At 68.8% G+C, this 19,555-nt stretch carries 19 protein-coding genes; 11 read left to right on the top strand and 8 right to left on the bottom strand.

Features of this window, described 5'->3' with window-relative positions; genetic code table 11:
* Positions 1–65: 65 nt before the first annotated feature.
* Positions 66–1,202 (bottom strand): alpha/beta hydrolase, encoded by a 1,137-nt coding sequence (locus ACODSY_RS20895; protein ID WP_488953820.1) that lies wholly within the window; start codon positions 1,200–1,202, stop codon positions 66–68.
* 116 nt (positions 1,203–1,318) lie between these two features.
* Here ACODSY_RS20895 and ACODSY_RS20890 point away from each other — a divergent pair, with 116 nt between their 5' ends.
* A complete protein-coding gene (locus ACODSY_RS20890; protein WP_488953819.1) occupies positions 1,319–2,953 on the top strand; it encodes a long-chain-fatty-acid--CoA ligase in 1,635 nt (544 codons plus the stop codon).
* Positions 2,954–2,956: 3 nt separating this feature from the next.
* Here ACODSY_RS20890 and ACODSY_RS20885 read toward each other — a convergent pair whose 3' ends face one another.
* Entirely contained in the window at positions 2,957–3,544 is a 588-nt protein-coding gene (locus ACODSY_RS20885) for an NADPH-dependent FMN reductase (RefSeq protein WP_488953818.1), read from the bottom strand.
* Between the two features lie 22 nt (positions 3,545–3,566).
* Entirely contained in the window at positions 3,567–4,046 is a 480-nt protein-coding gene (locus ACODSY_RS20880; protein ID WP_488953817.1) for a MarR family winged helix-turn-helix transcriptional regulator, read from the bottom strand.
* Positions 4,047–4,196: 150 nt separating this feature from the next.
* On the opposite strand from ACODSY_RS20880, the gene ACODSY_RS20875 reads away from it, so the two are divergent.
* From ACODSY_RS20875 to ACODSY_RS20855, 5 genes are all read left to right on the top strand, one after another.
* Positions 4,197–5,252 (top strand): hypothetical protein, encoded by a 1,056-nt coding sequence (locus tag ACODSY_RS20875; protein WP_488953816.1) that lies wholly within the window; start codon positions 4,197–4,199, stop codon positions 5,250–5,252.
* Positions 5,253–5,375: 123 nt separating this feature from the next.
* Positions 5,376–6,026: a response regulator gene (locus ACODSY_RS20870; protein WP_488953815.1), complete on the top strand. Its 651-nt coding sequence runs from the start codon at positions 5,376–5,378 to the stop codon at positions 6,024–6,026.
* Between the two features lie 35 nt (positions 6,027–6,061).
* Positions 6,062–7,777 carry a sensor histidine kinase gene (locus ACODSY_RS20865; protein WP_488953814.1) on the top strand — a complete coding sequence of 572 codons (1,716 nt, stop codon included), beginning with the start codon at positions 6,062–6,064 and terminating at the stop codon, positions 7,775–7,777.
* Between the two features lie 117 nt (positions 7,778–7,894).
* Positions 7,895–8,503 carry a PEPxxWA-CTERM sorting domain-containing protein gene (locus tag ACODSY_RS20860; protein WP_488953813.1) on the top strand — a complete coding sequence of 203 codons (609 nt, stop codon included), beginning with the start codon at positions 7,895–7,897 and terminating at the stop codon, positions 8,501–8,503.
* A gap of 32 nt (positions 8,504–8,535) precedes the next feature.
* Positions 8,536–9,282, top strand: a complete 747-nt coding sequence (locus tag ACODSY_RS20855) for an Npun_F0296 family exosortase-dependent surface protein (RefSeq protein WP_488953812.1) — start codon at positions 8,536–8,538, stop codon at positions 9,280–9,282.
* On the opposite strand, the gene ACODSY_RS20850 is transcribed toward ACODSY_RS20855, so the two are convergent.
* Genes ACODSY_RS20850 through ACODSY_RS20835 form a run of 4 tightly spaced genes read right to left on the bottom strand, consistent with a single transcriptional unit; the run spans position 9,279 to position 13,229 of the window.
* Positions 9,279–9,983 carry an alpha/beta fold hydrolase gene (locus tag ACODSY_RS20850; RefSeq protein WP_488953811.1) on the bottom strand — a complete coding sequence of 235 codons (705 nt, stop codon included), beginning with the start codon at positions 9,981–9,983 and terminating at the stop codon, positions 9,279–9,281. The genes ACODSY_RS20855 and ACODSY_RS20850 overlap by 4 nt on opposite strands.
* A complete protein-coding gene (locus tag ACODSY_RS20845; protein ID WP_488953810.1) occupies positions 9,983–10,930 on the bottom strand; it encodes an NAD(P)-dependent oxidoreductase in 948 nt (315 codons plus the stop codon). Before ACODSY_RS20845 ends, ACODSY_RS20850 begins: the two co-directional genes overlap by 1 nt.
* Positions 10,927–12,228: a phosphopyruvate hydratase gene (gene eno / locus ACODSY_RS20840; protein WP_488953809.1), complete on the bottom strand. Its 1,302-nt coding sequence runs from the start codon at positions 12,226–12,228 to the stop codon at positions 10,927–10,929. The genes ACODSY_RS20845 and eno overlap by 4 nt, the downstream gene beginning before the upstream one ends.
* On the bottom strand, positions 12,225–13,229 hold the full coding sequence (locus tag ACODSY_RS20835) for a phosphotransferase family protein (protein WP_488953808.1): 1,005 nt from the start codon (positions 13,227–13,229) through the stop codon (positions 12,225–12,227). The genes eno and ACODSY_RS20835 overlap by 4 nt, the downstream gene beginning before the upstream one ends.
* Before the next feature lie 135 nt (positions 13,230–13,364).
* Here ACODSY_RS20835 and ACODSY_RS20830 point away from each other — a divergent pair, with 135 nt between their 5' ends.
* From ACODSY_RS20830 to ACODSY_RS20810, 5 genes are all read left to right on the top strand, one after another.
* On the top strand, positions 13,365–13,994 hold the full coding sequence (locus tag ACODSY_RS20830) for a VOC family protein (RefSeq protein WP_488953807.1): 630 nt from the start codon (positions 13,365–13,367) through the stop codon (positions 13,992–13,994).
* Positions 13,995–14,101: 107 nt separating this feature from the next.
* Entirely contained in the window at positions 14,102–15,208 is a 1,107-nt protein-coding gene (locus tag ACODSY_RS20825; RefSeq protein WP_488953806.1) for a Rieske 2Fe-2S domain-containing protein, read from the top strand.
* 99 nt (positions 15,209–15,307) lie between these two features.
* Positions 15,308–17,539 carry a TonB-dependent receptor gene (locus ACODSY_RS20820; RefSeq protein WP_488953805.1) on the top strand — a complete coding sequence of 744 codons (2,232 nt, stop codon included), beginning with the start codon at positions 15,308–15,310 and terminating at the stop codon, positions 17,537–17,539.
* Between the two features lie 20 nt (positions 17,540–17,559).
* Positions 17,560–18,027, top strand: coding sequence for a nuclear transport factor 2 family protein (locus ACODSY_RS20815; protein WP_488953804.1), 468 nt, complete (start codon positions 17,560–17,562; stop codon positions 18,025–18,027).
* Entirely contained in the window at positions 18,024–18,737 is a 714-nt protein-coding gene (locus ACODSY_RS20810; protein ID WP_488953803.1) for a glutathione S-transferase N-terminal domain-containing protein, read from the top strand. The genes ACODSY_RS20815 and ACODSY_RS20810 overlap by 4 nt, the downstream gene beginning before the upstream one ends.
* On the opposite strand, the gene ACODSY_RS20805 is transcribed toward ACODSY_RS20810, so the two are convergent.
* Complete coding sequence (locus tag ACODSY_RS20805; RefSeq protein WP_488953802.1) at positions 18,734–19,519, bottom strand: SDR family NAD(P)-dependent oxidoreductase; 786 nt, start codon at positions 19,517–19,519, stop codon at positions 18,734–18,736. The genes ACODSY_RS20810 and ACODSY_RS20805 overlap by 4 nt on opposite strands.
* Between the last annotated feature and the right edge of the window lie 36 nt (positions 19,520–19,555).

Here is a 19,555-nt window from a genome sequence, read left to right as displayed (position 1 = left end):
GAGCCGTCACGCTATGCCGGACGCCGGAACCCCGCCTCAAGAATCGCGCGGGGACCCGCCGAATCCTATCGCTTCGCCTCCACCCAGTCGCACAGCAGGTTGGCCGCCGCTTCGCGCACCTTGCGGCTGTCCTCGAAATAGTGCTCCCCGGTGATCAGCTCGAGCTTCTTGTCCGAGGTCCCCAGGTTGTCGAAGATGATCTTGGCGTCGCTCGGGAAGACGCCGGTGTCGGCTAGCCCCTGCACCACCAGCGCCGGCTGGGTGATCTTGGCCAACTGGTCGGCGCCGCGACACTTCGAGGTCTCCAGGCTCCACATCGACAGCCAGGTCTTCAGGTTGTTGGCCCGGCCGATCGAGGGCGAGCGGTTCGCCACCTCGGGATGGCCGCGGTAGCACATCGGCGTCTTGCGTTCGGACGGGTCGATCGAGCCGTCCATCATCCGCAGGTCGCCCCAGCAGCGGAACAGCGGGAACAGCCGGTCCGGGATGCCGGCGTCGTTCAGACGCTTCAGCTCGGCCTTGGCCCAGTCGGTGATCCGTTGGTTCCGCGCCTTCTGGGCGGCGCGGTAGCGGGTGATGAACTCTTCCGAATAGGGCGGGCCGTTGTCAGGGTTGAAGGGGTTCAGACTCTCGTCGGTCGCGACGGGATCGAACTCGTCCACCACTGAGGCGTCCATCCAGTCCGTCAGCACCTCAGGCCGGCCCTGGTGGGCGTTGAACGAGATGTAGAGGTCGCCCTTCGGCAGGCTGTTCAGCGCCTCCAGCCCGGCGCCGCTCACCAGGTCCCCCAGGGTCGGGGCGATGGCCTCGGCCTGGTAGGCGCCCATCAGCGAACCGCCGCCGGAATTGCCCAGGATCACGACACTCTCGACGCCTGCGACCTCCTTCAGCCAGCGCACGCCCACGCCGATATCGATCACGGCGTGCTCCAGTAGGAACTGGTCCTCGGCGCCGCGATAGCGTGTGTTCCAACCCAGGAAGCCGAACCCGCGCGCCGCGATGTAGGGGGCGACGTAGTGCTCGGAGAAGTCGACGTTGTAGTGGGTGGCGATGAAGGCGACCTTCGGCCGCCGGCCCTTGGGCGTGGTGTAGATCCCCTGGCAGGGATGCCCGCCGGCCATGATCCGCGGCGCCGTCGGCGACGTGACCCCGATGAATTCCCGGTCGACCTTCGCCATCAGGTCGCTGTCGTCGATGATCACGCGTTCTCTCCCCTACCGTTAGTCTGGCTATGTGGTCCGGCCGCTTGGCGGCTCGCTAGATACTTCGTAATCTAATCATTATCCCCGATCCAGAGACAACCGGAGTGAGCCCGCCCATGCAGGCTTTGATGCAGGACTGGTCGCTGACCCTCGACAAGATTTTCGACCACGCCGCCCGCTGGCACGGTGACCGCGAGGTGGTCACCCGTTCCGTCGAAGGCCCGGTCACCCGCGCCGACTACGCCACCCTGCATCGCCGCGCGAAGCAGGTCAGCCACGGTCTGCGGGAGATGGGGATCAAGCCGGGCGACCGGGTCGCCACCATGGGCTGGAATTCCGACCGCCACCTGGAGGTCTGGTACGGGACCATCGGCATCGGTGCGGTGCTGCACACGCTCAACCCGCGCCTGTTCCCCGAGCAGATCGTCTACATCGCCAACCACGCCGAGGACACGGTGCTGTTCGCCGACCCGGCCTGCGCCCCGCTCCTGGCCGAGCTCCTGCCCCAGTGCCCGACCATCAAGCGGGTGATCTTCCTGAGCGAGGAAGCGCCGGCGACGCCGTTCGCGGCCGAGGCGTACGAGCCCTGGCTGGAGGATCGTCCGGCCGACGCGACCTGGGGCGGCTTCGACGAGAACGCCGCTGCGGGCCTCTGCTACACCTCCGGCACGACCGGCAACCCGAAAGGTGTCCTGTACGGCCACCGGTCGAACTACCTGCACGCCATGATGACCCTGCAGCCCGACGCCCTGAACCTGTCGGCGCGCGACACGGTGCTGCTGGTTGTGCCGATGTACCACGCCAACGCCTGGGGCGTGATGTACTCGGCCCCCATGGTCGGGGCGAAGCTGGTCCTGCCGGGCCAGAAGCTGGACGGCGCCTCGCTGCACGAGCTGATGGAGACCGAAGGCGTCACCTATTCCGCAGGCGTGCCCACCGTGCTGCAGATGCTGCTGGCGCACCTGCGCGAGACCAAGGGCCGGCTCACCACCCTGCAGCGGCTCACGACGGGCGGCGCGGCCTGCCCGGAATCGCTGATCCGCGCCTTCCGCGAGGAGCACGGCGTCGACATCATCCAGGGCTGGGGCATGACCGAGACCTCGCCGCTGGCCACGGTGTCGACCCCCTCTCCCAAGCTCGCCGGCGCGACGTTCGAGGAACAGCTCCCCTACAAGCTCAAGCAGGGCCGGCTGATCTGCAATCTCGACCTCAAGCTGGTCGACGACGCCGGAAGCCGCCTCCCCCACGACGGCAAGACCTTCGGCAGGCTGATGATCAAGGGGCCCACCATCGCCAGCGCCTACTACGGCCAGCCGCACAACAGCGCCCTGGACGACGAGGGCTTCTTCGACACCGGGGACGTTTCCACCCTCGACGCCGACGGCTGGATGCAGATCACCGACCGCGCGAAGGACGTCATCAAGTCGGGCGGCGAGTGGATCAGCTCCATCGACGTCGAGAATATCGCCGTCGGCCACCCCAAGGCCGCCCTTTGCGCCGTCCTCGGCGTGGTCCACCCCAAGTGGGACGAGCGCCCGATCCTGCTGGTCCAGCTCGAACCCGGCCACGCCGCCGACAAGCAGGAGTTCCTCGACTACCTCGAAGGCAAGATCGCCCGCTGGTGGATGCCTGACGACGTCCTCTTCGTCGACGAAATTCCCCTCGGCCCCACCGGCAAGATCGACAAGAAGCTGCTACGGACGCGGCTGACGGGGTACGAGCTGCCGTTCGATCCGAACCTGAAGCGGTAGGGCTCAGCTCACCGGCGGCTGCAGTTTCTCCGCCAGCTCGATCACCCGCGCCGCCAGCCCGCCGAGGAGCTGCGCCGGGAGGGCCTCCTTCAGCGCCCAGTTCTCGTCGAAGGCGCCGTGGGCGAACGGCACCAGCACCTGTTCGGTGGCCACCACCGTCTGGATGGTGCCGAGGATCTGACGCATGTGGGTCACGCCGCGCAGGCCGCCGAAGGGGCTGATCGAAGCCGCCATCAGCCCGGCCACCTTGCCGCGGAAGCTGCTGAGGGCCACCAGGCTCTCGCCGTCGGTCGGACGCGAGGCCCAGTCGATGGTGTTCTTCAGCACCCCGCTGACCGAGCCGTTGTACTCCGGGCTGGCGATCAGGAAGCCGTGGTGGGCGCGGAACAGCGCCTTCAGGTCGCGGGCGCCCTGCGGAAAGGCGTTGGCCTCGAGGTCGCCGTCATAGAGCGGCAGGTCGAAGTCCTTCAACCGGATGGTCGTCACCTCGGCGCCGCGGCTCCGTGCCTCCTTCACCGCCAACTCGAGCAGGGCCTGGTTCAGCGATCCGTTGCGGGTGCTGCCGGCGAAGGCGAGGAGCTTGACGGTCATCGAGGGTCCTTTGTGTGCGTCTCTACGCGGCGGAATCGGTGGGTGTGTCCTCGCCGACGTCGGCGGCCAGGTTGCGGCCCACCTGGGTGAGCGCCTTCCTGAGGATGTCGATCTCGGTCTTGTTCAGGCCCGCCAGCGCCACGGCGTTGACCTCGGCCACCGCCGGCAGCAGCACGGCCTCCAGCGCCTGGGCCTGGGGCGTCAGGAAGACGTGCACCTTGCGCCGGTCTTCCTCGCTCTTCCGGCGCACGACGAAGCCGGAGCGCTCCAGGCTCTTCAGCGCGATCACCGTCGTGGGCTCGCGCATGCCGACGCGGCGGGAGAGCTCGCGCTGGGTGATTCCGTCCTCGCGCCACAGCACGCGAAGGAAGCGCCACTGGCCGCTCGATACTCCGTGCGGGGCGGTGCGCACCTCGAGCGCGCGAGAAAAGGCCCGGAACGCGATGCGCGTCAGGTAGCCGATGCTGTTGGACGGGTCGGCGTAGAATTGTGTGTCGCTCATCCCCCGACCATTCCACTACGACGGAAGCGCTGCAATTGCTCGCGTCCCGATTGCCTCCCCGCGTCGTTACAACCCGGGACGCGGTGCGTTGACAGCTTGCCGACCTCTACCTACGAAATAGATAGAATACTAATCTTTTTGGATCGCCTCATGCTGCTTCCCGGTCTGCCGCTGTTGCCCACAACCATCGTCGGCAGCTACCCCCAGCCGGACTGGCTGATCGACCGCGAGGGTCTGAAGAGCCGCCTGCCGCCCCGCGTTCGCGCCCAGGAACTGTGGCGTATCAAGGATCCGCAGCAGTTGGCCGACGCCCAGGAGGCCGCCACCCTCGTCGCCATCAGCGATCAGAAGATGGCCGGCATCGACATCGTCGGTGACGGCGAGATGCGCCGTGAGAGCTATTCCAACCGCTTGGCCACCGCCCTCGCCGGCATCGAGACCGACCCGCCCGGCATGGCCATGGACCGCACCGGCGCCATGAACCCGGTCCCGCGCGTGGCCGGCCCGATTCGCCGCAAGGGGCCGATCGAGGCTCAGGACGCCGCCTTCCTGAAGGCCCGCGTCGGCGGTCCGGTGAAGATCACCATCCCCGGCCCCTTCACCATGACCCAGCAGGCGCAGAACGATCACTATCCGGACGGGCGCGCGCTCGCGCTCGACTACGCAGACGCCGTCAACGCCGAGATGCGCGACCTGTTCGCCGCCGGCTGCGACATCGTCCAGCTCGACGAGCCCTATCTCCAGGCCAAGGCCGACGAGGCCCGCAGCTTCGCCATCGAAGCCATCAACCGCGCCTGCAAGGGCGTGGGCGGTATCACCGCCCTGCACATCTGCTTCGGCTACGCCCACGTGCACAAGGGCGCCTCCAAGCCCGGCGGCTACGCCTTCCTGGAAGAGCTGGAAGCGTCGGACGTAGACATCATCTCCATCGAGGCCGCCCAGCCCAATCTGGACCCGGTGATCCTCCGCGAGCTGCCCACCAAGACCATCATGTACGGCGTCATCGACCTCAACGACCCGAACATCGAAACCGCCGACACCGTCGCTGCCCGCATCCGCAAGGCCCTTCCCTACATCGACGCCGAGCGCCTGATCATCGCCCCGGACTGCGGAATGAAATACCAGAGCCGCGAAGTGGCCTTCGGCAAGCTGAAGGCCATGGCCGACGGCGCGGCGATCGTGCGGAAGGAGCTGGCGGGTCGCTAGCGGGCGGATGACGAAATCGCTTGTCCGCGCCCCGTCGATCGGCGTGTGGTAGGCGCCGGACAGGATTGATCGGCCGACGCGGCTGCTTTCCGAATGAGCCCGGGGACGGATCGAGGGGAGAGGGTGGGGGCCGGCGTCGTCATCGTCGAGGATGATCCGGTCGTCGCCGACCACGTGGCGCGCGGCGTCGCGGCGCGCGACGAGCTGACCCTGGTCGGCTCGGCCGCCACCCTGACCGAGGCGCGCGCCCTGCTGGATCGCGGCGCCGACCTGTTCGTCCTCGACCTGGGCCTGCCGGACGGCAGCGGGATCGAACTGATCGAAGCGATCCGCGCCCGGCCCGGGCGGCAGCCGAAGATCCTGGTCCTCTCGGTGCTTGGCGATCAGGACACGGTCCTGGCCGCCGTGCTGGCGGGCGCGGATGGCTATCTGTTGAAAGACCTCGACACGCTCGACATCGGCCAGCAGGCCGCCGACGCCCTGACCGGTGGCGCGCCCCTGTCGCCCAGCATCGCCGCCTACGTCCTGCGGCACCTGCGCGAACAGGAGGCGCGGGGGAAGCCTGACGAAGCCGACCCGATCCTGTCGCCGCGCGAGATCGAACTGCTGCAGCTGCTGGCGCGCGGCTACAGCAACAAGGCCGCCGCCGCCGAGTTCGGGATCTCGCCGCACACCATCGGCGACCATGTGAAGTCGATCTACCGCAAGCTTCGGGTCAGCAGCCGCGGCGAGGCGATGGTCCAGGCGTTCCGCAGCGGGCTGCTCCACCTGTGAGCGCCGCCGGGCGGCTGACCGGATGGCGCCGCGCGGTGACCGTCATCCTGGGCGCGCAGCTGCTGTTCTGGAGCGTCTACGGCCTGATCGTCCTCGGCCTGCGGCAGCTGGGGACACAGGAGGGCTATCGCCTTCCGGCCGCGGCGACGTCGCTTCCCGCGCAGCCCGGCCGCGCCGGCGCCTACGTGGCCAACCTGTCGGGACCTGCGATCCTGACGATCCCCGGATGGCAGCCCGCTGTGGTGTCGCCGGGCCAGGCGACCCTGCTGTCGCGCGCAGACGCCGGCAACGCCGCGGGCCACGCATCGCTGACCTGCCTCGGGTCCCCCTGCGCCGGAAGCCCGCAGGCCTATGCCGGCCCGATCGGGGCGATGCGCAAGGCCGCCGCCCTGGAGCGCTTCCAGCGCTTCGACATGGTCTGGCTGGCCGTCGCCCAGGCGATGATCCTGGGCCTCGCGCTGCTGGTGCTGCTGCCGGTCAACCGCAACTCGCGCCTGCAGGCCGCCACAGGCGTCTTCATGCTGCTGGTCGGGGCCGACGCGTGGCTGACGACGTTCGGCGCCACCGCCCTGCCGTTCGCCGGCTTCCCGCTGCTCCGCTACGGCGTCGAATACCTGATGTTGGCCGCGGCGGCGGTCTCGGTGAACGCCTTCGCCGGCTGGCGCGCCCGGGAGGCCTGGACGGCCGGCGGGTGCTTCGCGGCGGCCTTCGCCGTGCTGGTTGCGACGCTGCTGTTGGGCGGGCGCTTTGACGTGATCACCTCCTGGCTCGACGCCCTCGCCATGATCCTCCTGACCGGCTACGGCGCCGTCGCCCTGCTGCGAATGGCGCGCACGGCGCCTGGCCCGGCGATCCGCGTGCTGGCGCTCCTGCTCGTCGGCCTGGCGTCCATCGTCTTCGACCTGTTCCTATTCCCCCCTCCGTCGCCTTTCGTGCTCCAGGCCTCGGTCCTGGCGCCGCCGCTGACCACGTTCGGCGTCCTGTTCGAGATTGCGCTGCAGGGCCTGCGGCTCAACCAGGAGGCGGAAGGCGCGCGCAGCGACCTGGAGCGGCAGGTGCTGGAGCAGGACGCGAGTCTGCTGCGCTCGTCCCAACTGCTCCGCCACCAGGAGCGGTTGATCGCCGTCGACGCCGAGCGCCAGCGTCTGCTGCGCGACATGCATGACGGGGTCGGCGGCGTACTGACCCATCTCCTGCTGGACGTGCGTGGGAACCGCCTCAGCGCCGGCGAGATCGAACAGGGGCTGCAAGCGGCGGTCGACGACCTGCGCAACATGGCGAGCGCCATCGACGCCGGCAACGAGCCGATCGACCAGGCCCTGGCGATGTTCCGCGAACGTCTGGCCGGCCGCCTTGCCCGCGCGGGCATCGCCTTCGACTACCGCTGCAGCCTGCCGGCCCCGGCGCCCAGCCTGGATGCGCGGCGCCTGCTCAGCCTGTACCGGCTGTTGCAGGAGGGCGTCGCCAACAGCCTGCGCCACGCCGCGCCCTTGCGGATCGAACTCGTGGTCGAAGTGGGCGGGCCGGGCGCGATCCGCGTGCGGCTGGAAGACGACGGCGCGGGGTTTGAGCCGGATGGGGCCGCGGGCTCACCGGGCGAAGGACGCGGCCTCACCAACATGCGCCGCCGCGCTAGCCAGATGGGCGGTGAGCTCCTCGTCGACAGTGCGTCCGGACAGGGCGCGCGGTTGGTCTTGACGATCCCGACCGAGGCTCCGGTCGGCCAGAAATCGCGGATTTCGGCGACTTAACCGCTCCGCATCCCCGGAACGCGGGATTGTCGGCCGGCCGCTCCCGACAAAGCATGAGGCAGGATCTTTCCGGCGAGCGCGCCTTGTCGGCAGTGGCGTGCGTGGAGTGCAAAACCGATGAAGAAACTTGCCAGCCTTGCCGCCGGCGTGGGCGCATTCGCGGCCCTGGCGGCGCCGGCCCACGCCGTGGACTTCGTCCTCGAGTCCCATGTGGGCGACGCCTGGACCTACACCCTGGTCTACAGCGACTACGACAACATGAGCATCAACGAGTCGGGCATCCACGCGACGATCACGCTCAACGGATTGTGGGGCGTCACCGCCGTGAGCGGTCCGACCAGCGGCGACTTCCCGTACCAGGAGCTCAACGACTACCAACTGGCCTGGACGGGCCAAGTCCTGGACGGCGGCTCCAAGGTGGTCTTCACGATGCCGCTCGATCGCGTCGGGACCGGCAATTTCCCAGACGCACGGCATGTCTACGGCTTCACCCTGATCGCGCCTGGCGCGGTCGCGGGCGACGTCCAGTTGGCGACGGACGGGTTCTACAACGGCCACTACGCGCCCGGTTCCGACGTCAACGCGCCGGAGAACGACCGCGACATTGCTAAGCTCACCGCAGGCCCGGTCGCCGTGCCCGAGCCGGCTAGCTGGGCGCTGATGATCCTCGGCTTCGGCGCCGTGGGCGGGGCGATGCGCCGCCGCGGCGTCGCGACGCCGGCCTGATCCAACCTCATCCCAACCTGAGAGACGACAAGATGATCAAGCGGATCGCGCCCTTCGTGGCCGCCCTCGGCGTGGCCGGCGCCGCGCACGCCGACACCTTTCATGTGACGTTCGAAGCGCCCGGCGTGCTGAACTCGACCGCCGCCTTCAGTTCCAAGGGCGTCGAGACCTTCGACGGCGTAGGCGTGGGCGGCGGCCAGGACTTCGCGACCGACTTCGGGTCGGGCGGCGTCATCAGCGGCAACTACTCGGGCGTGGACGTCGTGGGCGCGGACCAGTACGGCGGCGCGGCCGGGACGGGCAATTTCGCGAGTTCGTTCAGCGGCTATTCGCTGGGCCTCAGCACGTCCGACCCGGCCGGCGTCAACTACTTCGGCTTCTGGCTGTCGGCGCTGGACAGCGGCAACACGGTGACCTTCTCCCGCGCGGGGACGGCCTTGTTCAGCTTCACGCCGGTGGACGTGCTGGCGCTGGTCGGCGGCAATCCCGCCTACTTCGGCAATCCGAGCGGGACATACGCGGGACAGAACGGCGGCCAGCCCTATGTCTTCCTGAACTTCTTCGACACCGACGGCGCCTTCGACACGGTCACCTTCACCGAGAGCCTCGCGAACGCGGGCTACGAGTCCGACAACCACACGGTGGGATTCTACACCGCCGAGAGCGGCACCCCGGTGGGCTCGGCGCCCGAACCGGCGACCTGGACGATGATGATCCTGGGTTTCGGCGCCGTGGGCGCCCTGGCGCGCCGGCCCCGTCGGGCGCTTGCTCGCGCCTAACGTCGCGCCGCCAGCCAGGCCGCCAGCAAGGCGTTCGTGGTCGCGGGCTTTTCCAGGGTGGGAAGGTGGCCGCAGTCGGCGACCTCCTCGAAGCGGACGTCCGGCACGCCGGCCACGATCTCGTCGGCGTGGGCCTGGGTGGTGATCCCATCCTGCGCTCCCCGGACCAGCAGGGTCGGGACACCGATCGCCTTGAGTGACGGGCGGCTGTCTGCGCGGCCCATGATCGCGCGCTGTTGCCGCAGGAAGGTCTCGGGGCCCGTCTCCGCCGCCATGCGTCGCACGACGGCCAGCAGCCGCTCGTCCTCGCGCCGGGCGGGATGGACCAGGATGGGGATGCGCTCCTCCACCACCTCGGCGAACTGTCCGGCCTCCACCAGGCGGATGTAACCCTGCCGACGCTCGGTCTGAGGCGGGCCGTCGTTGGGCGCCAGGGTGGCGATCAGCACCAGGCTGATCACCCGTTCCGGCGCCTGGCGCATGACCTCGAAGGCGGTGAAGCCGCCCATGGCGTGGGCGACCAGATGGAAGCGCTGGGGCGCCTCGGACAGCAGGCGCTGGGCCATGCTGTCGATGGTCTCGTCCCGCGTATGGTCCGAGAAGCGCAGGTCGTAGTCGCCCGACAGCGCCGGCAGCTGCGGCGCCCAGCACTCGTGGGTGAGCAATTGCCCTGAGGCGAAGACGACGGGGGGACGCGGCATCAGACGACCTGGTTGTTCAGCGGCTCGCCGGACTTCAGGCGGCGGATATTCTCGAACGCGGCGGCCAGGCTGCGGTCAAGGGTTTCGGGCGTCAGCCAGGCTTGGTGCGGCGCCAGCACCACATTGGGCAGGCCCAGCAGCGGGTTGTCGGGATCGACCGGCTCCTGGTCGAACACGTCGAGGCCGGCGCCCCGGAGCTGGCCCGAGCAGAGAGCAGAGACCAGCGCCGGCTCGTCCACCAGCCCGCCGCGCGCCGTGTTGATCAGGATGGCGCCCTTCTTCATCCGGGCGATGGCGGGCGCGTCGATCATCCGTTGGGTCTCGGGCGTCAGCGGCAGGTGCAGCGAGACGATATCCGCCTGACGCAGCACCTCTGCCAGCGGCAGGAAGCGCCCCGGCAGCTCCGGCTTCTCGCTCCGGGCCGTGTAGATCACCTCCGCGCCCAGGGCCTGCAGCGCCGAGCCCAGCCGCGACGCCGAGCCCCCGTAGCCCACGAAGCCGACGGTGCGTCCGCAGAGCTCGCCCACGCCGTCGATCAGGTCGGGGTCAGGCTGCCAGCCCTGCCCCTGCCGAGTCAGCGGATCGAGGTAGGACAGCCGGCGCAGCACCGACAGCATCAGCGCCAGCGCCATCTCCGCGACGGCCTGGCTGTTGGTCCCGGGCATGTTCGAGACGGCGACGCCGGCGGCCTTGCAGGCCTCCAGGTCGATCGTGTTCACGCCCACGCCCAGTTTCTGGACCAGCCGCAGGTTCAGCGCGCCGCCGATCATCTGGGCGGTCACCGGCTTCAGCACGTGCAGCAGCACCTGGGCGTCGGCGATCTCGCGGCCGAAGGCGGCGGCGTCGAACTCGTCCACCACCACGGCCTGGACGCCAGCCGCCTTGGCGTAGCCCGCCAGCATGGCCCGAAAGCCGTCCGAGGCGCGGTAGTGCAGGACCGCCTTCACTTGAGCCCGGCCGCGACCGAGGCCGCAAAGGCTGAGGCGCCGGCGAACTGAGCGTCGGCCCCCATGGCCTCCTCGATCCGGAGGAGCTCGTTCCACTTCGCCATGCGTTCCGACCGCGAGAAGCTGCCCACCTTGATCTGGCCGGCGTCCCAGCCCGTCGCCAAGTGGGCGATGGAAACGTCCTCGGTCTCACCGGATCGCGCCGAGACGATGGCCGCCCAGCCCAGAGCCTTGGAGGCGTCCAGGGCGGCCTTGGCGCGGCTGACCGTGCCGGCCTGGTTCACCTTGACCAGCACCGCGTTGCCGGCCTTCGCCTGCGCCGCCGCGCGGACGCGCTCGGCGTTGGTCACCAGGATGTCGTCGCCGATCAGTTGCACCCGATCTCCGTAGGCGCGCGTGGCCATCGCGAACCCCTCCAGGTCGTCCTGGCTGACCGGATCCTCGATCGACAGAATCGGATAGCGACGCACCCAGTCGGCCACCCGCTCGACCATCGCCTCGCGCCCGAACTCGGCGCCGTCCAGTCCCATGCGATAGCGGCCGTCGCCGCCGTCGAGTTCGTTGGCAGCCACATCCAGCGAGATGAACACGTCCTCCCCCGGCCGGTGGCCCGACATCTCGATCGACTTCAGTAGCGCGGCCAGGGCGTCCTCGTTGCTGTCGAACATCGGCCACCATCCGCCCTCGTCCGCCGCGCCCGCGAGCCGGCCGGCCTCTTCCATGAGCCGCCCGGCGGCGCGGAAGACGTCGGCGGTGATCTCGAACGCCTCGCGGATCGTGCCGGCCTTCGGCGTCATAACCATGAAGTCCTGGACGTCGGTGCGCCGCCCGGCGTGCGCTCCGCCGCCGAAGATCTGGATCTCGGGCAGCGGCACGCGCACCTTCCGCCCCTGCGCCAGATAGGCCCACAGCGGCAGCCCTTCGGCCGCGGCCGCCGCGTGCAGCGCCGCCAGCGAGACCGCCACCGTGGCGTTGCCGCCCAACCGCGCGAGGTTCGCCGTGCCGTCCGTCTCGGCCATGGCCGCGTCCAGCCCCGCCTGGTCGGTCGCGTCGCGGCCGGTCAGCAGCCGGGCGATCTCGCCGTTCACCGCCGCCGTGGCGCGGTCGACGCCCAGACCGCCGAAGCGCTCGCCGCCGTCGCGCAGGTCGATGGCTTCGTGAGCGCCGCGCGAAGCTCCGGCCGGCGCGATCGCCCGGCCCACGGCGCCGCTTTCCAGCGTCACCTCCGCCTCGACGGTCGGCCGTCCCCGGCTGTCCCAGACCTGCCGGCCCCGCACGCTCGCGATCGTCGTCTTCATCGTGTCCCCAACGCGTCCTTCCAAACGCCAGCCAGCGCGGCCATCGCCGGCGTCCCCTCGCCCACGAGCCGGCGCGCCACGTCGCGCACGAAGCCCTTGTCCTCGGGCGTGCGCAGATAGTCGGCGGGCGACTTGCCGTCCACGCGCGCCAGCAGGATCGCCGCGGTCAGGGGCGCCGCGCGGGCGTCCAGCGCTGCCGGGCTCTCCCAGGACACGCCGGGCAGGTATCCGCGCTGCAGCGCGTAGAACGCATCGAGATAGGCCGCCCGGTGCTCGGGCTTCCAGACGGTCTTCAGCAACAGATGCGCTGAGCAGAAGGCCAGGTCGAAGGCGGGGTCGCCGTACCAGGCGCACTCGGCATCGAGCAGCACCGGGCCGTTCGGACCGTGCAGGATGTTCTTCGGGCTGACGTCGCCGTGGACCAGGGTGATCCGCGCCGCCGCCGTGCGGTCCGCCAGCGGGACAAGCCGCCAGGCCAGGTCGGCATGAACCTCGGCGCAGCGCCGCAGGAACGGCGCCAGACGTAAGTCCTCGAACAGCGCCGTGGTCTGGAATTTCGCCTCGATCTCCGACGACCCGGCCGCTCCGGCGTGGATCGCCACCAGCATCCGCCCCACTTGCCCGGCGAAGGCGGTATCGACGATCCCTGCCGCCAGGTCGGATTTCCAGACGCTGTGCGTCGCAGGGTCGTAGAAGCTCATGACGAACAGGCTCGCCGCCTCGTCCTCGAACAGGACGTTCGGCACCGCGTCGCCCGCGAACGGCTTCGCGGTCTTCAGCCACTCCACCTCGTAGTGCGAACGCTCCACCGGCGCGCGCCAATCGGCGGCCACCCGCAGCTTCGCCAGCGCCTGCTTCACGCAGACCGGGCCTGTCGGCAGGTCCATGCGGAACACGTCGCTGGAGACGCCGCCCGTCAACGACTCGAGGCGCGGCTGGGCGTCCGGCGGCAGGAATCCCCCGCGCTGCAGGGCCTCGACGATGTCGGTTTCCGATGGCACGGTCGGGATAGTTAGAACTCTAAGTGACGGCGGTCCAGACCGCGCGAAGGAGTGTCAATTAAATTGACGTCGCGCGCCGCCCGGCGTTTATTATAGGCAACGATGATCGGGCCTCGGGCCCGGCAGGAGGACGTTATGGCTCAGCCGATCAACCGCGAGTTCGATATCCGCGGCGTCAACCACCTGGCCCTGGTCTGCAAGGACATGGCCAAGACCGTGGAATTCTACCGCGATGTGCTGGGCATGCCGCTGGTCAAGACGCTGGACCTGCCGGGCGGCCGGGGCCAGCACTTCTTCTTCGACATCGGCAACGGCGACTCGCTGGCGTTCTTCTGGTTCCCGAACGCGCCTGAGGCCGTGCCCGGCATCTCGGCGCCGGCCGACTTGCCCGGTGGCGGCGACATCCGCTCGGCGCACGGCTCGATGAACCATATCGCCCTCAATGTGCCGGCCGAGAAGTTCGACGAGTACGTCGAGAAACTGAAAGCCAAGGGCGTGAAGCTGGGCAAGGTGCTCAACCACGACAACTCCGAGACCCAGGTGGCGTCCGAGCTGCACGACGACGTGTTCGTCCGCTCAGTCTACTTCTGGGATCCCGACGGCGTGATGCTCGAGTTCGCCTCCTGGACCCACAAGGGCTTCACCGAGAAGGACGTCGCCCACGAAGCCGTCGACGCCGAAGGCAAGAAGTCGCGGCCGGTCGTCCTGAAGGCCGAGACGCTGCTGGCCGAGAACGACGAGCGCGCGCTCGAGACCACGAAGTAAGACCCTCTTTCCGTCGGCTCCCGTAGCGGAAACCACCGCACGGGAGTCGATTGACAGAAACACTTAGCAATCTAATTATGCGTCCAACGCCAATGAGGAAGGCGCGGATGTATCCCTTCGCTGCCGGTCTCTATGCCCCGCGCAACCGCTGGTACGTCGCGGCCCGCTCCGCGGAGGTCGGCCGCGCGCCGCTTGAGCGCTTCGTCCTCAGTGAACCCGTGGTCTTCTACCGGACGGAAAGCGGCGACGCCGTGGCCCTGGCCGGCCGCTGTCCGCACCGGGGCTATCCGTTGGGCAAGAGCCGTGTGGACGGCGACGCCATCGTCTGCGGCTACCATGGCCTGCGCTTCGAGACCGATGGCCGCTGCTCGCACATTCCCAGCCAGGCGATCGTGCCGCCCAAGGCGCGCGTGAAGGCCTATCCGCTGGTCGAGCTGTGGGACTGGATGTGGATCTGGCCCGGCGACCCGGAACTGGCCGACCCCGCCCTGCTGCCGGACCATCAGGCTCTCGGCCTGACTGACCCCAACTGGATCAAGCGCCCGCCGCTCTACTGGCAGGTCGACGGCCGATACCAACTGCTCAACGACAACCTGCTGGACCTGACCCACCTCACCGTCCTGCACGCCGACACCATCGGCGGTGGCGACGTGGCCGGAACCGAGGAGCGCTCCGAGGAGGGCGACGGCTGGGTGCGCAGCGTCCGCTGGATTCCCAACGCCGCCGTCACCGACTGGGTGCGCAGGAGCCGCGGGATCGAGGGGGCCGTCGACCGCGAGATCATGCTGACCTTCGTGGCGCCCGGCTTCCACTTCGGCCACGACCGCTATTTCCCCGCCGGCTCCGACCCGGCGACCACCAAGCCCATGCTGGACATTCGCATCTTCCATGCGGTGACGCCCGCCACGCTCAACCGCTGCCACTACTTCGCGTCCAGCGCCGTCGATCCCGCCACGTTCGAGCTCAGCCGCAAGCATCCGCCCGACACCGCCTCGGCGCTGAAGATCTTCACGGAGGATGTCGAGGCGATCGGCGAGATCGAGCGCCTGCTCGGCGAGGCGGGCGAGTTCGACGAGATCCCGTTGCGCGCCGACGTCCATGCCCTGCGCGGACGGCGGCTGGTGGAGGCGATGATGCGCTCGGAGCCTCCACCACCGGGCGAGCATGCGGGCAACGCCATCCAGCCTAGAAGTGCAAGTTCAGGCGGCGGATAACCGTCAAGTAAATTGACACTCGACGCGCGTGAGCGCAGATACTCCAACCAACGTTCGATCAACAGAACGCAGATATCCGATCAAGAGGGGGAGACGGCGATGATCGCCCGGCTGCTACTGTCCACCACGATGCTCGTGAGCCTGAGCGCAGGCTCCGCCCTTGCCGCCGAGGCGGCCGACGAGGCTCCGTCCACCCTGGGCGAGGTGGTCGTCACCGCCCAGAAGCGCGAGCAGAAGCTTCAGGACGTGCCGATCTCGATGGAGGTCGTGTCCGGCGAGAAGCTGTCGGACTTCGCCACCAACGACTTCAAGCAGATGGTCAAGTTCACGCCGAACGTCTCGGTCGAGACCACAGCCGGCAACGACACCATCTACATCCGCGGCTTCGGTTCGCCGCCGGCCAACTTCTCGTTCGACCAGGCGGTCTCGCTCTACATGGACGGCGTCTACGCCGGCCGTAACCGCCAGGCCCAGGCGCCGTTCTTCGACCTGGCCCGCGTGGAAGTGCTGCGCGGACCGCAGGGCGCCCTCTTCGGCAAGAACACGCCCGCCGGCGCCGTGAGCATCGTCTCGGCCGGGCCGACCTCGTCGTTCGAGGGCGGCGTCACCGCGCTCTACAACTTCGACCTCGAGGGCCCGGAAGTGTCCGGCTACATATCGGGGCCCATCAGCGACACGGTCGGCGCCCGCTTGGCGGTCAAGTTGCTGGACCAGGACGGCTACATCAAGAACCGCGCGACCGGCCACGACGACCCGGGCAACAAGATGGCCCTGGCCCGCCTGACCCTGCAGTTCCGGCCCAGTGACGCCTTCAACTACACGCTGAAGACCGAGTACAGCGACCGCGAGGTGAAGGGCGGCCTGACGGTCTCCAGCCCGCTCACCACGAGCCAACAGCCGCACAAGACCCGCTACCTCGCGCAGTCGGCGCTCGGTCCGGAAGGCACCAAGGCCACGTCCTGGCTGGTCTCGGGCACCGGCAACCTGTCGATCGGCGACTTCACCCTGACGTCGGTGACCGGCTACTCCTTCTTCCGCTCGAACATCATCAACGGCTTCGACCAGTCGATCCCGGGCGGGAACGGCGCCTTCACGCCGAACAGCGTCTACAACAGCTACCCTGAGCACTTCCGGCAGTGGTCGCAGGAAGTCCGCCTGCTCTCCCCCACCGGCCAGCGGTTCGAATATGTGATCGGCGCCTACTACGACACGGCGCTCTATCAGCTCACCCAGCTCGGCGGGTTCAACATCGCCTCGCTGAACTACTTTGGCCTGCTCAACACCGAGTTCCGCCAGCGGAGCCAGACCTGGTCGGCGTTCGGTCAAGGCACGTTCCACGCGACCGACGAGCTGCGCGTGATCGGCAGCCTGCGCTATACCTCGACTGACAAGCGCGGCCACTTCTTCGGCCGGCTGCTGTACGGCCCGTTCGCGCTGCGTCCGGTCAACACCGTGGCCAACGGCGAGATCAACGGCGAGGACAACTGGGATCCCTCGATCACCGTTCAGTACGACTTCACGCCGCAGATCATGGCCTACGCGACCTACGGCCGAGGCTCGAAGTCCGGCGGCTTCGTGTCCAACACCTACGGCACGACCAACGCCACGTTCGCCTACAAGCCCGAGAAGTCCGAGAACTTCGAGGCGGGCGTGAAATCGACGCTCCTCGACGGCCGCGCGATCCTGAACGTCTCGGTCTACAAGACCAAGTTCAAGGACCTGCAGGTCTCGGTCTACAACCCGACGATCTCGGCCTACCAGACCGGCAACGCGGCCAACGCCAGCTCGACCGGCATCGAAGGCTCGGCGGCATTCTATCCGGCCAAGGGCCTCGATTTCACCCTGGCCGCCGCCTACCAGGACGCCAAGTACGACGACTATCCGGGCGCCGCCTGCCTGGCCACCCAGCCGATCAGCGCCTGCAACCCGGCCGTCCCAGCCAGTATCGCGGCCAACAACATCAAGGGCGCGCCGCTCCCCTACACCTCGAAGTTCAGCTTCTCGGCCCAGGGGCACTACCGCTACGAGTTCGGCAACGACATGGCGCTCGACACCACCGTCGCCGTGCACGGCCGTTCCAAGTACTTCGACAGCGACAACGAGAGCCCGCTGTTCGGCCGCCAGAAGGGCTACGCCAAGCTGGACGCCCGGGTGCAGTACGGCCCGAGCGACGAGCGCTGGCACGTGGCCGTGGTCGGCAAGAACCTGACCGACGAGCTGACCACCGGCAGCGCCTTCAACCTGCCTGCCCCGATCACCGCGGCGCCGCGCGCGATCCTCTATCTCGAGGAGACCCGCAGCATCGCGGTCGAGGCCGGCCTGAAGTTCTAGTCCGAGGAGGGACGGCGAGCGTGAGTTCTGAAGCGCTCGCCGTCCGCCTCCTGCTGACCGACGTGGTCACGGCCTACGCCATGGCCCTGGACGCCCACGACTGGTCGGGCTTCCGCGACCTTTTCGAAGACGAGATCGAGGTCGACTACAGCTCCCTGGGCTCGATCCAGTCCGTGATGCCCGCCCAGGCCTGGGTCGACCGCTGCAAGGTGTTGGGTGCGTTCGACGCCACCCAGCACAAGGTCTCCAATTTTCGGGTGGAGCTCGATGGCGACGAGGCCGTCGTGGTCTCCTATGTCGACGCCGCCCACTTCATCGGCGACCTGCAAGGCTTCGCCTGCGGGACCTATGTCCACCGCTTCCGCCGCCGCGCCGACGCCTGGAAGATCTGCGCCTGCACGTTCCGCCTCGCCGGCCACCAGGGCGGCCGCCCAGCCTTCGACGCCGCGTTCGCCGCGGCCCGCGCCAGATTTGGGAGCGCCGCATGATCGACGTCCACTTTGTGCCGACGCCCAACGGTCACAAGGTCAGCATCATGCTGGAGGAGACCGGCCTCCCCCACCGTCTCATCCCCTACGACATGCTGGCCGGCGACCACCTGAAGCCCGAGTACCGGCGGGTGAATCCCAACCACCGCCTGCCGGCGATCCTGGACCATGATCCCATCGGCGGCGGCGCACCCTTCGCGGTCATGGAGTCCGGCGCGATCCTGCTCTACCTGTCCGAGAAGGCCGGCGGCGCCTTCGTGCCCGCCGATCCCCTCGGCCGCTCGCTCTGCCTGCAGTGGCTGATGTGGCAGATGTCGGGCCTGGGCCCTTCGCACGGCCAGGCCCACCACTTCATCCGCTACGCGCCCGAGGGGCAAGACTACGGCGTCGCGCGCTACACCAACGAGGCCAAGCGCCTACTGGCCGTGCTCGATCGTCGCCTGGGCGAGGCAGAGTATCTCGCCGGCGAATATTCGGTGGCCGACATGGCCGCCTGGCCGTGGGTGCGCGCCACGCGCGCGATCGCCCTCGACCTCGCCCCCTACGCCAACATCTGCCGCTGGTTCGGCGCCGTCGGCGACCGGCCCGCCGTGCAGCGCGGCACCGAGGTCAAGAACGCGCCGAACCTCTCGAGCCTGCGCCCAACTCTCACCGACGAGCAGTGGTCCAACCTGTTCGGCGAGAACATGCTCAAGAGCAGCGAGGCCTAGCCGCCTTCGTCATGCCCCCACTGGCGTTCGATCTTGCCGTCGATGTGGCGCACGGCCACCCAGTCGCCCCCCGGCAGGCTGTCGTCCTCGACCAGGTCGATCACCGCCGCGGCGATATCCTCGGGCATGCACATGGCGTTGTTGGCCAGGATCGGCGCCATCCACGGCGCATAGTCGCCGTCGGCCCCGGTCTTCTTCAGGATCGGCGTCTTGGTCAGCCCCGGCAGCACGCCGCAGACCCGCACGTTCCAGCTCTCCTTCAGGCTGGCGCAGCTGCGGGTGAACATCATCACGCCGGCCTTGGTGGTGGCGTACATCACGTCCGAGAACCCCTTGCCCAGCGCCACCGTCGAGACGGTGTTGACGATCACCCCGCCGCCCCGCGCGCGCATGGCGTTGGCTGCGATCTGGGTCGCGGCGACCACGGACGTCAGGTTGACGTCGATGATCCACTGCAGCCGCTCGACCGGCGCGTCGGGAAACTGCGGCGAGCCCAGGACGACGCCGGCGTTGTTGTAGAGCACGTCATAGCCGCCCTCTTCGGCCAGGGCGTCCATCCAGGCCTGCACGGCCTTCAGGTCGGCGAGGTCCACGATCCAGGTCCGGGCGCGGGTCTGCAGGCCCAATTCGTCGATCAGCCGCACCGTCTCAGCCATGCCCGGCTCGTCCACGTCCGCGATGTGGATCACGTTCGCACGCTTGGCCGCGAACGCCAGGGCGGCCGCGCGGCCTATGCCCGCCGCCGCGCCCGTCACCACACACGTCTTGCCCTCGATATTCACGGCGTCCGGCTCCCTTATTCTGATTGCCGCCAGCCT

It is taken from the genome of Phenylobacterium sp. FG114, assembly GCF_057809855.1.
Note: the sequence above shows the minus strand (reverse complement) of the source record. Positions and strands in the feature narration are given on the sequence as shown.

Excerpts from the sequence above, each read along its gene's own strand:
- ACODSY_RS20890 (WP_488953819.1), top strand. The coding sequence starts at position 1,319 with ATGCAGGCTTTGATGCAGGACTGGTCGCTGACCCTCGACAAGATTTTC.
- ACODSY_RS20885 (WP_488953818.1), bottom strand. The coding sequence starts at position 3,544 with ATGACCGTCAAGCTCCTCGCCTTCGCCGGCAGCACCCGCAACGGATCG.
- ACODSY_RS20880 (WP_488953817.1), bottom strand. The coding sequence starts at position 4,046 with ATGAGCGACACACAATTCTACGCCGACCCGTCCAACAGCATCGGCTAC.
- ACODSY_RS20875 (WP_488953816.1), top strand. The coding sequence starts at position 4,197 with ATGCTGCTTCCCGGTCTGCCGCTGTTGCCCACAACCATCGTCGGCAGC.
- ACODSY_RS20860 (WP_488953813.1), top strand. The coding sequence starts at position 7,895 with ATGAAGAAACTTGCCAGCCTTGCCGCCGGCGTGGGCGCATTCGCGGCC.
- ACODSY_RS20855 (WP_488953812.1), top strand. The coding sequence starts at position 8,536 with ATGATCAAGCGGATCGCGCCCTTCGTGGCCGCCCTCGGCGTGGCCGGC.
- ACODSY_RS20850 (WP_488953811.1), bottom strand. The coding sequence starts at position 9,983 with ATGCCGCGTCCCCCCGTCGTCTTCGCCTCAGGGCAATTGCTCACCCAC.
- eno (WP_488953809.1), bottom strand. The coding sequence starts at position 12,228 with ATGAAGACGACGATCGCGAGCGTGCGGGGCCGGCAGGTCTGGGACAGC.
- ACODSY_RS20830 (WP_488953807.1), top strand. The coding sequence starts at position 13,365 with ATGGCTCAGCCGATCAACCGCGAGTTCGATATCCGCGGCGTCAACCAC.
- ACODSY_RS20825 (WP_488953806.1), top strand. The coding sequence starts at position 14,102 with ATGTATCCCTTCGCTGCCGGTCTCTATGCCCCGCGCAACCGCTGGTAC.
- ACODSY_RS20820 (WP_488953805.1), top strand. The coding sequence starts at position 15,308 with ATGATCGCCCGGCTGCTACTGTCCACCACGATGCTCGTGAGCCTGAGC.
- ACODSY_RS20810 (WP_488953803.1), top strand. The coding sequence starts at position 18,024 with ATGATCGACGTCCACTTTGTGCCGACGCCCAACGGTCACAAGGTCAGC.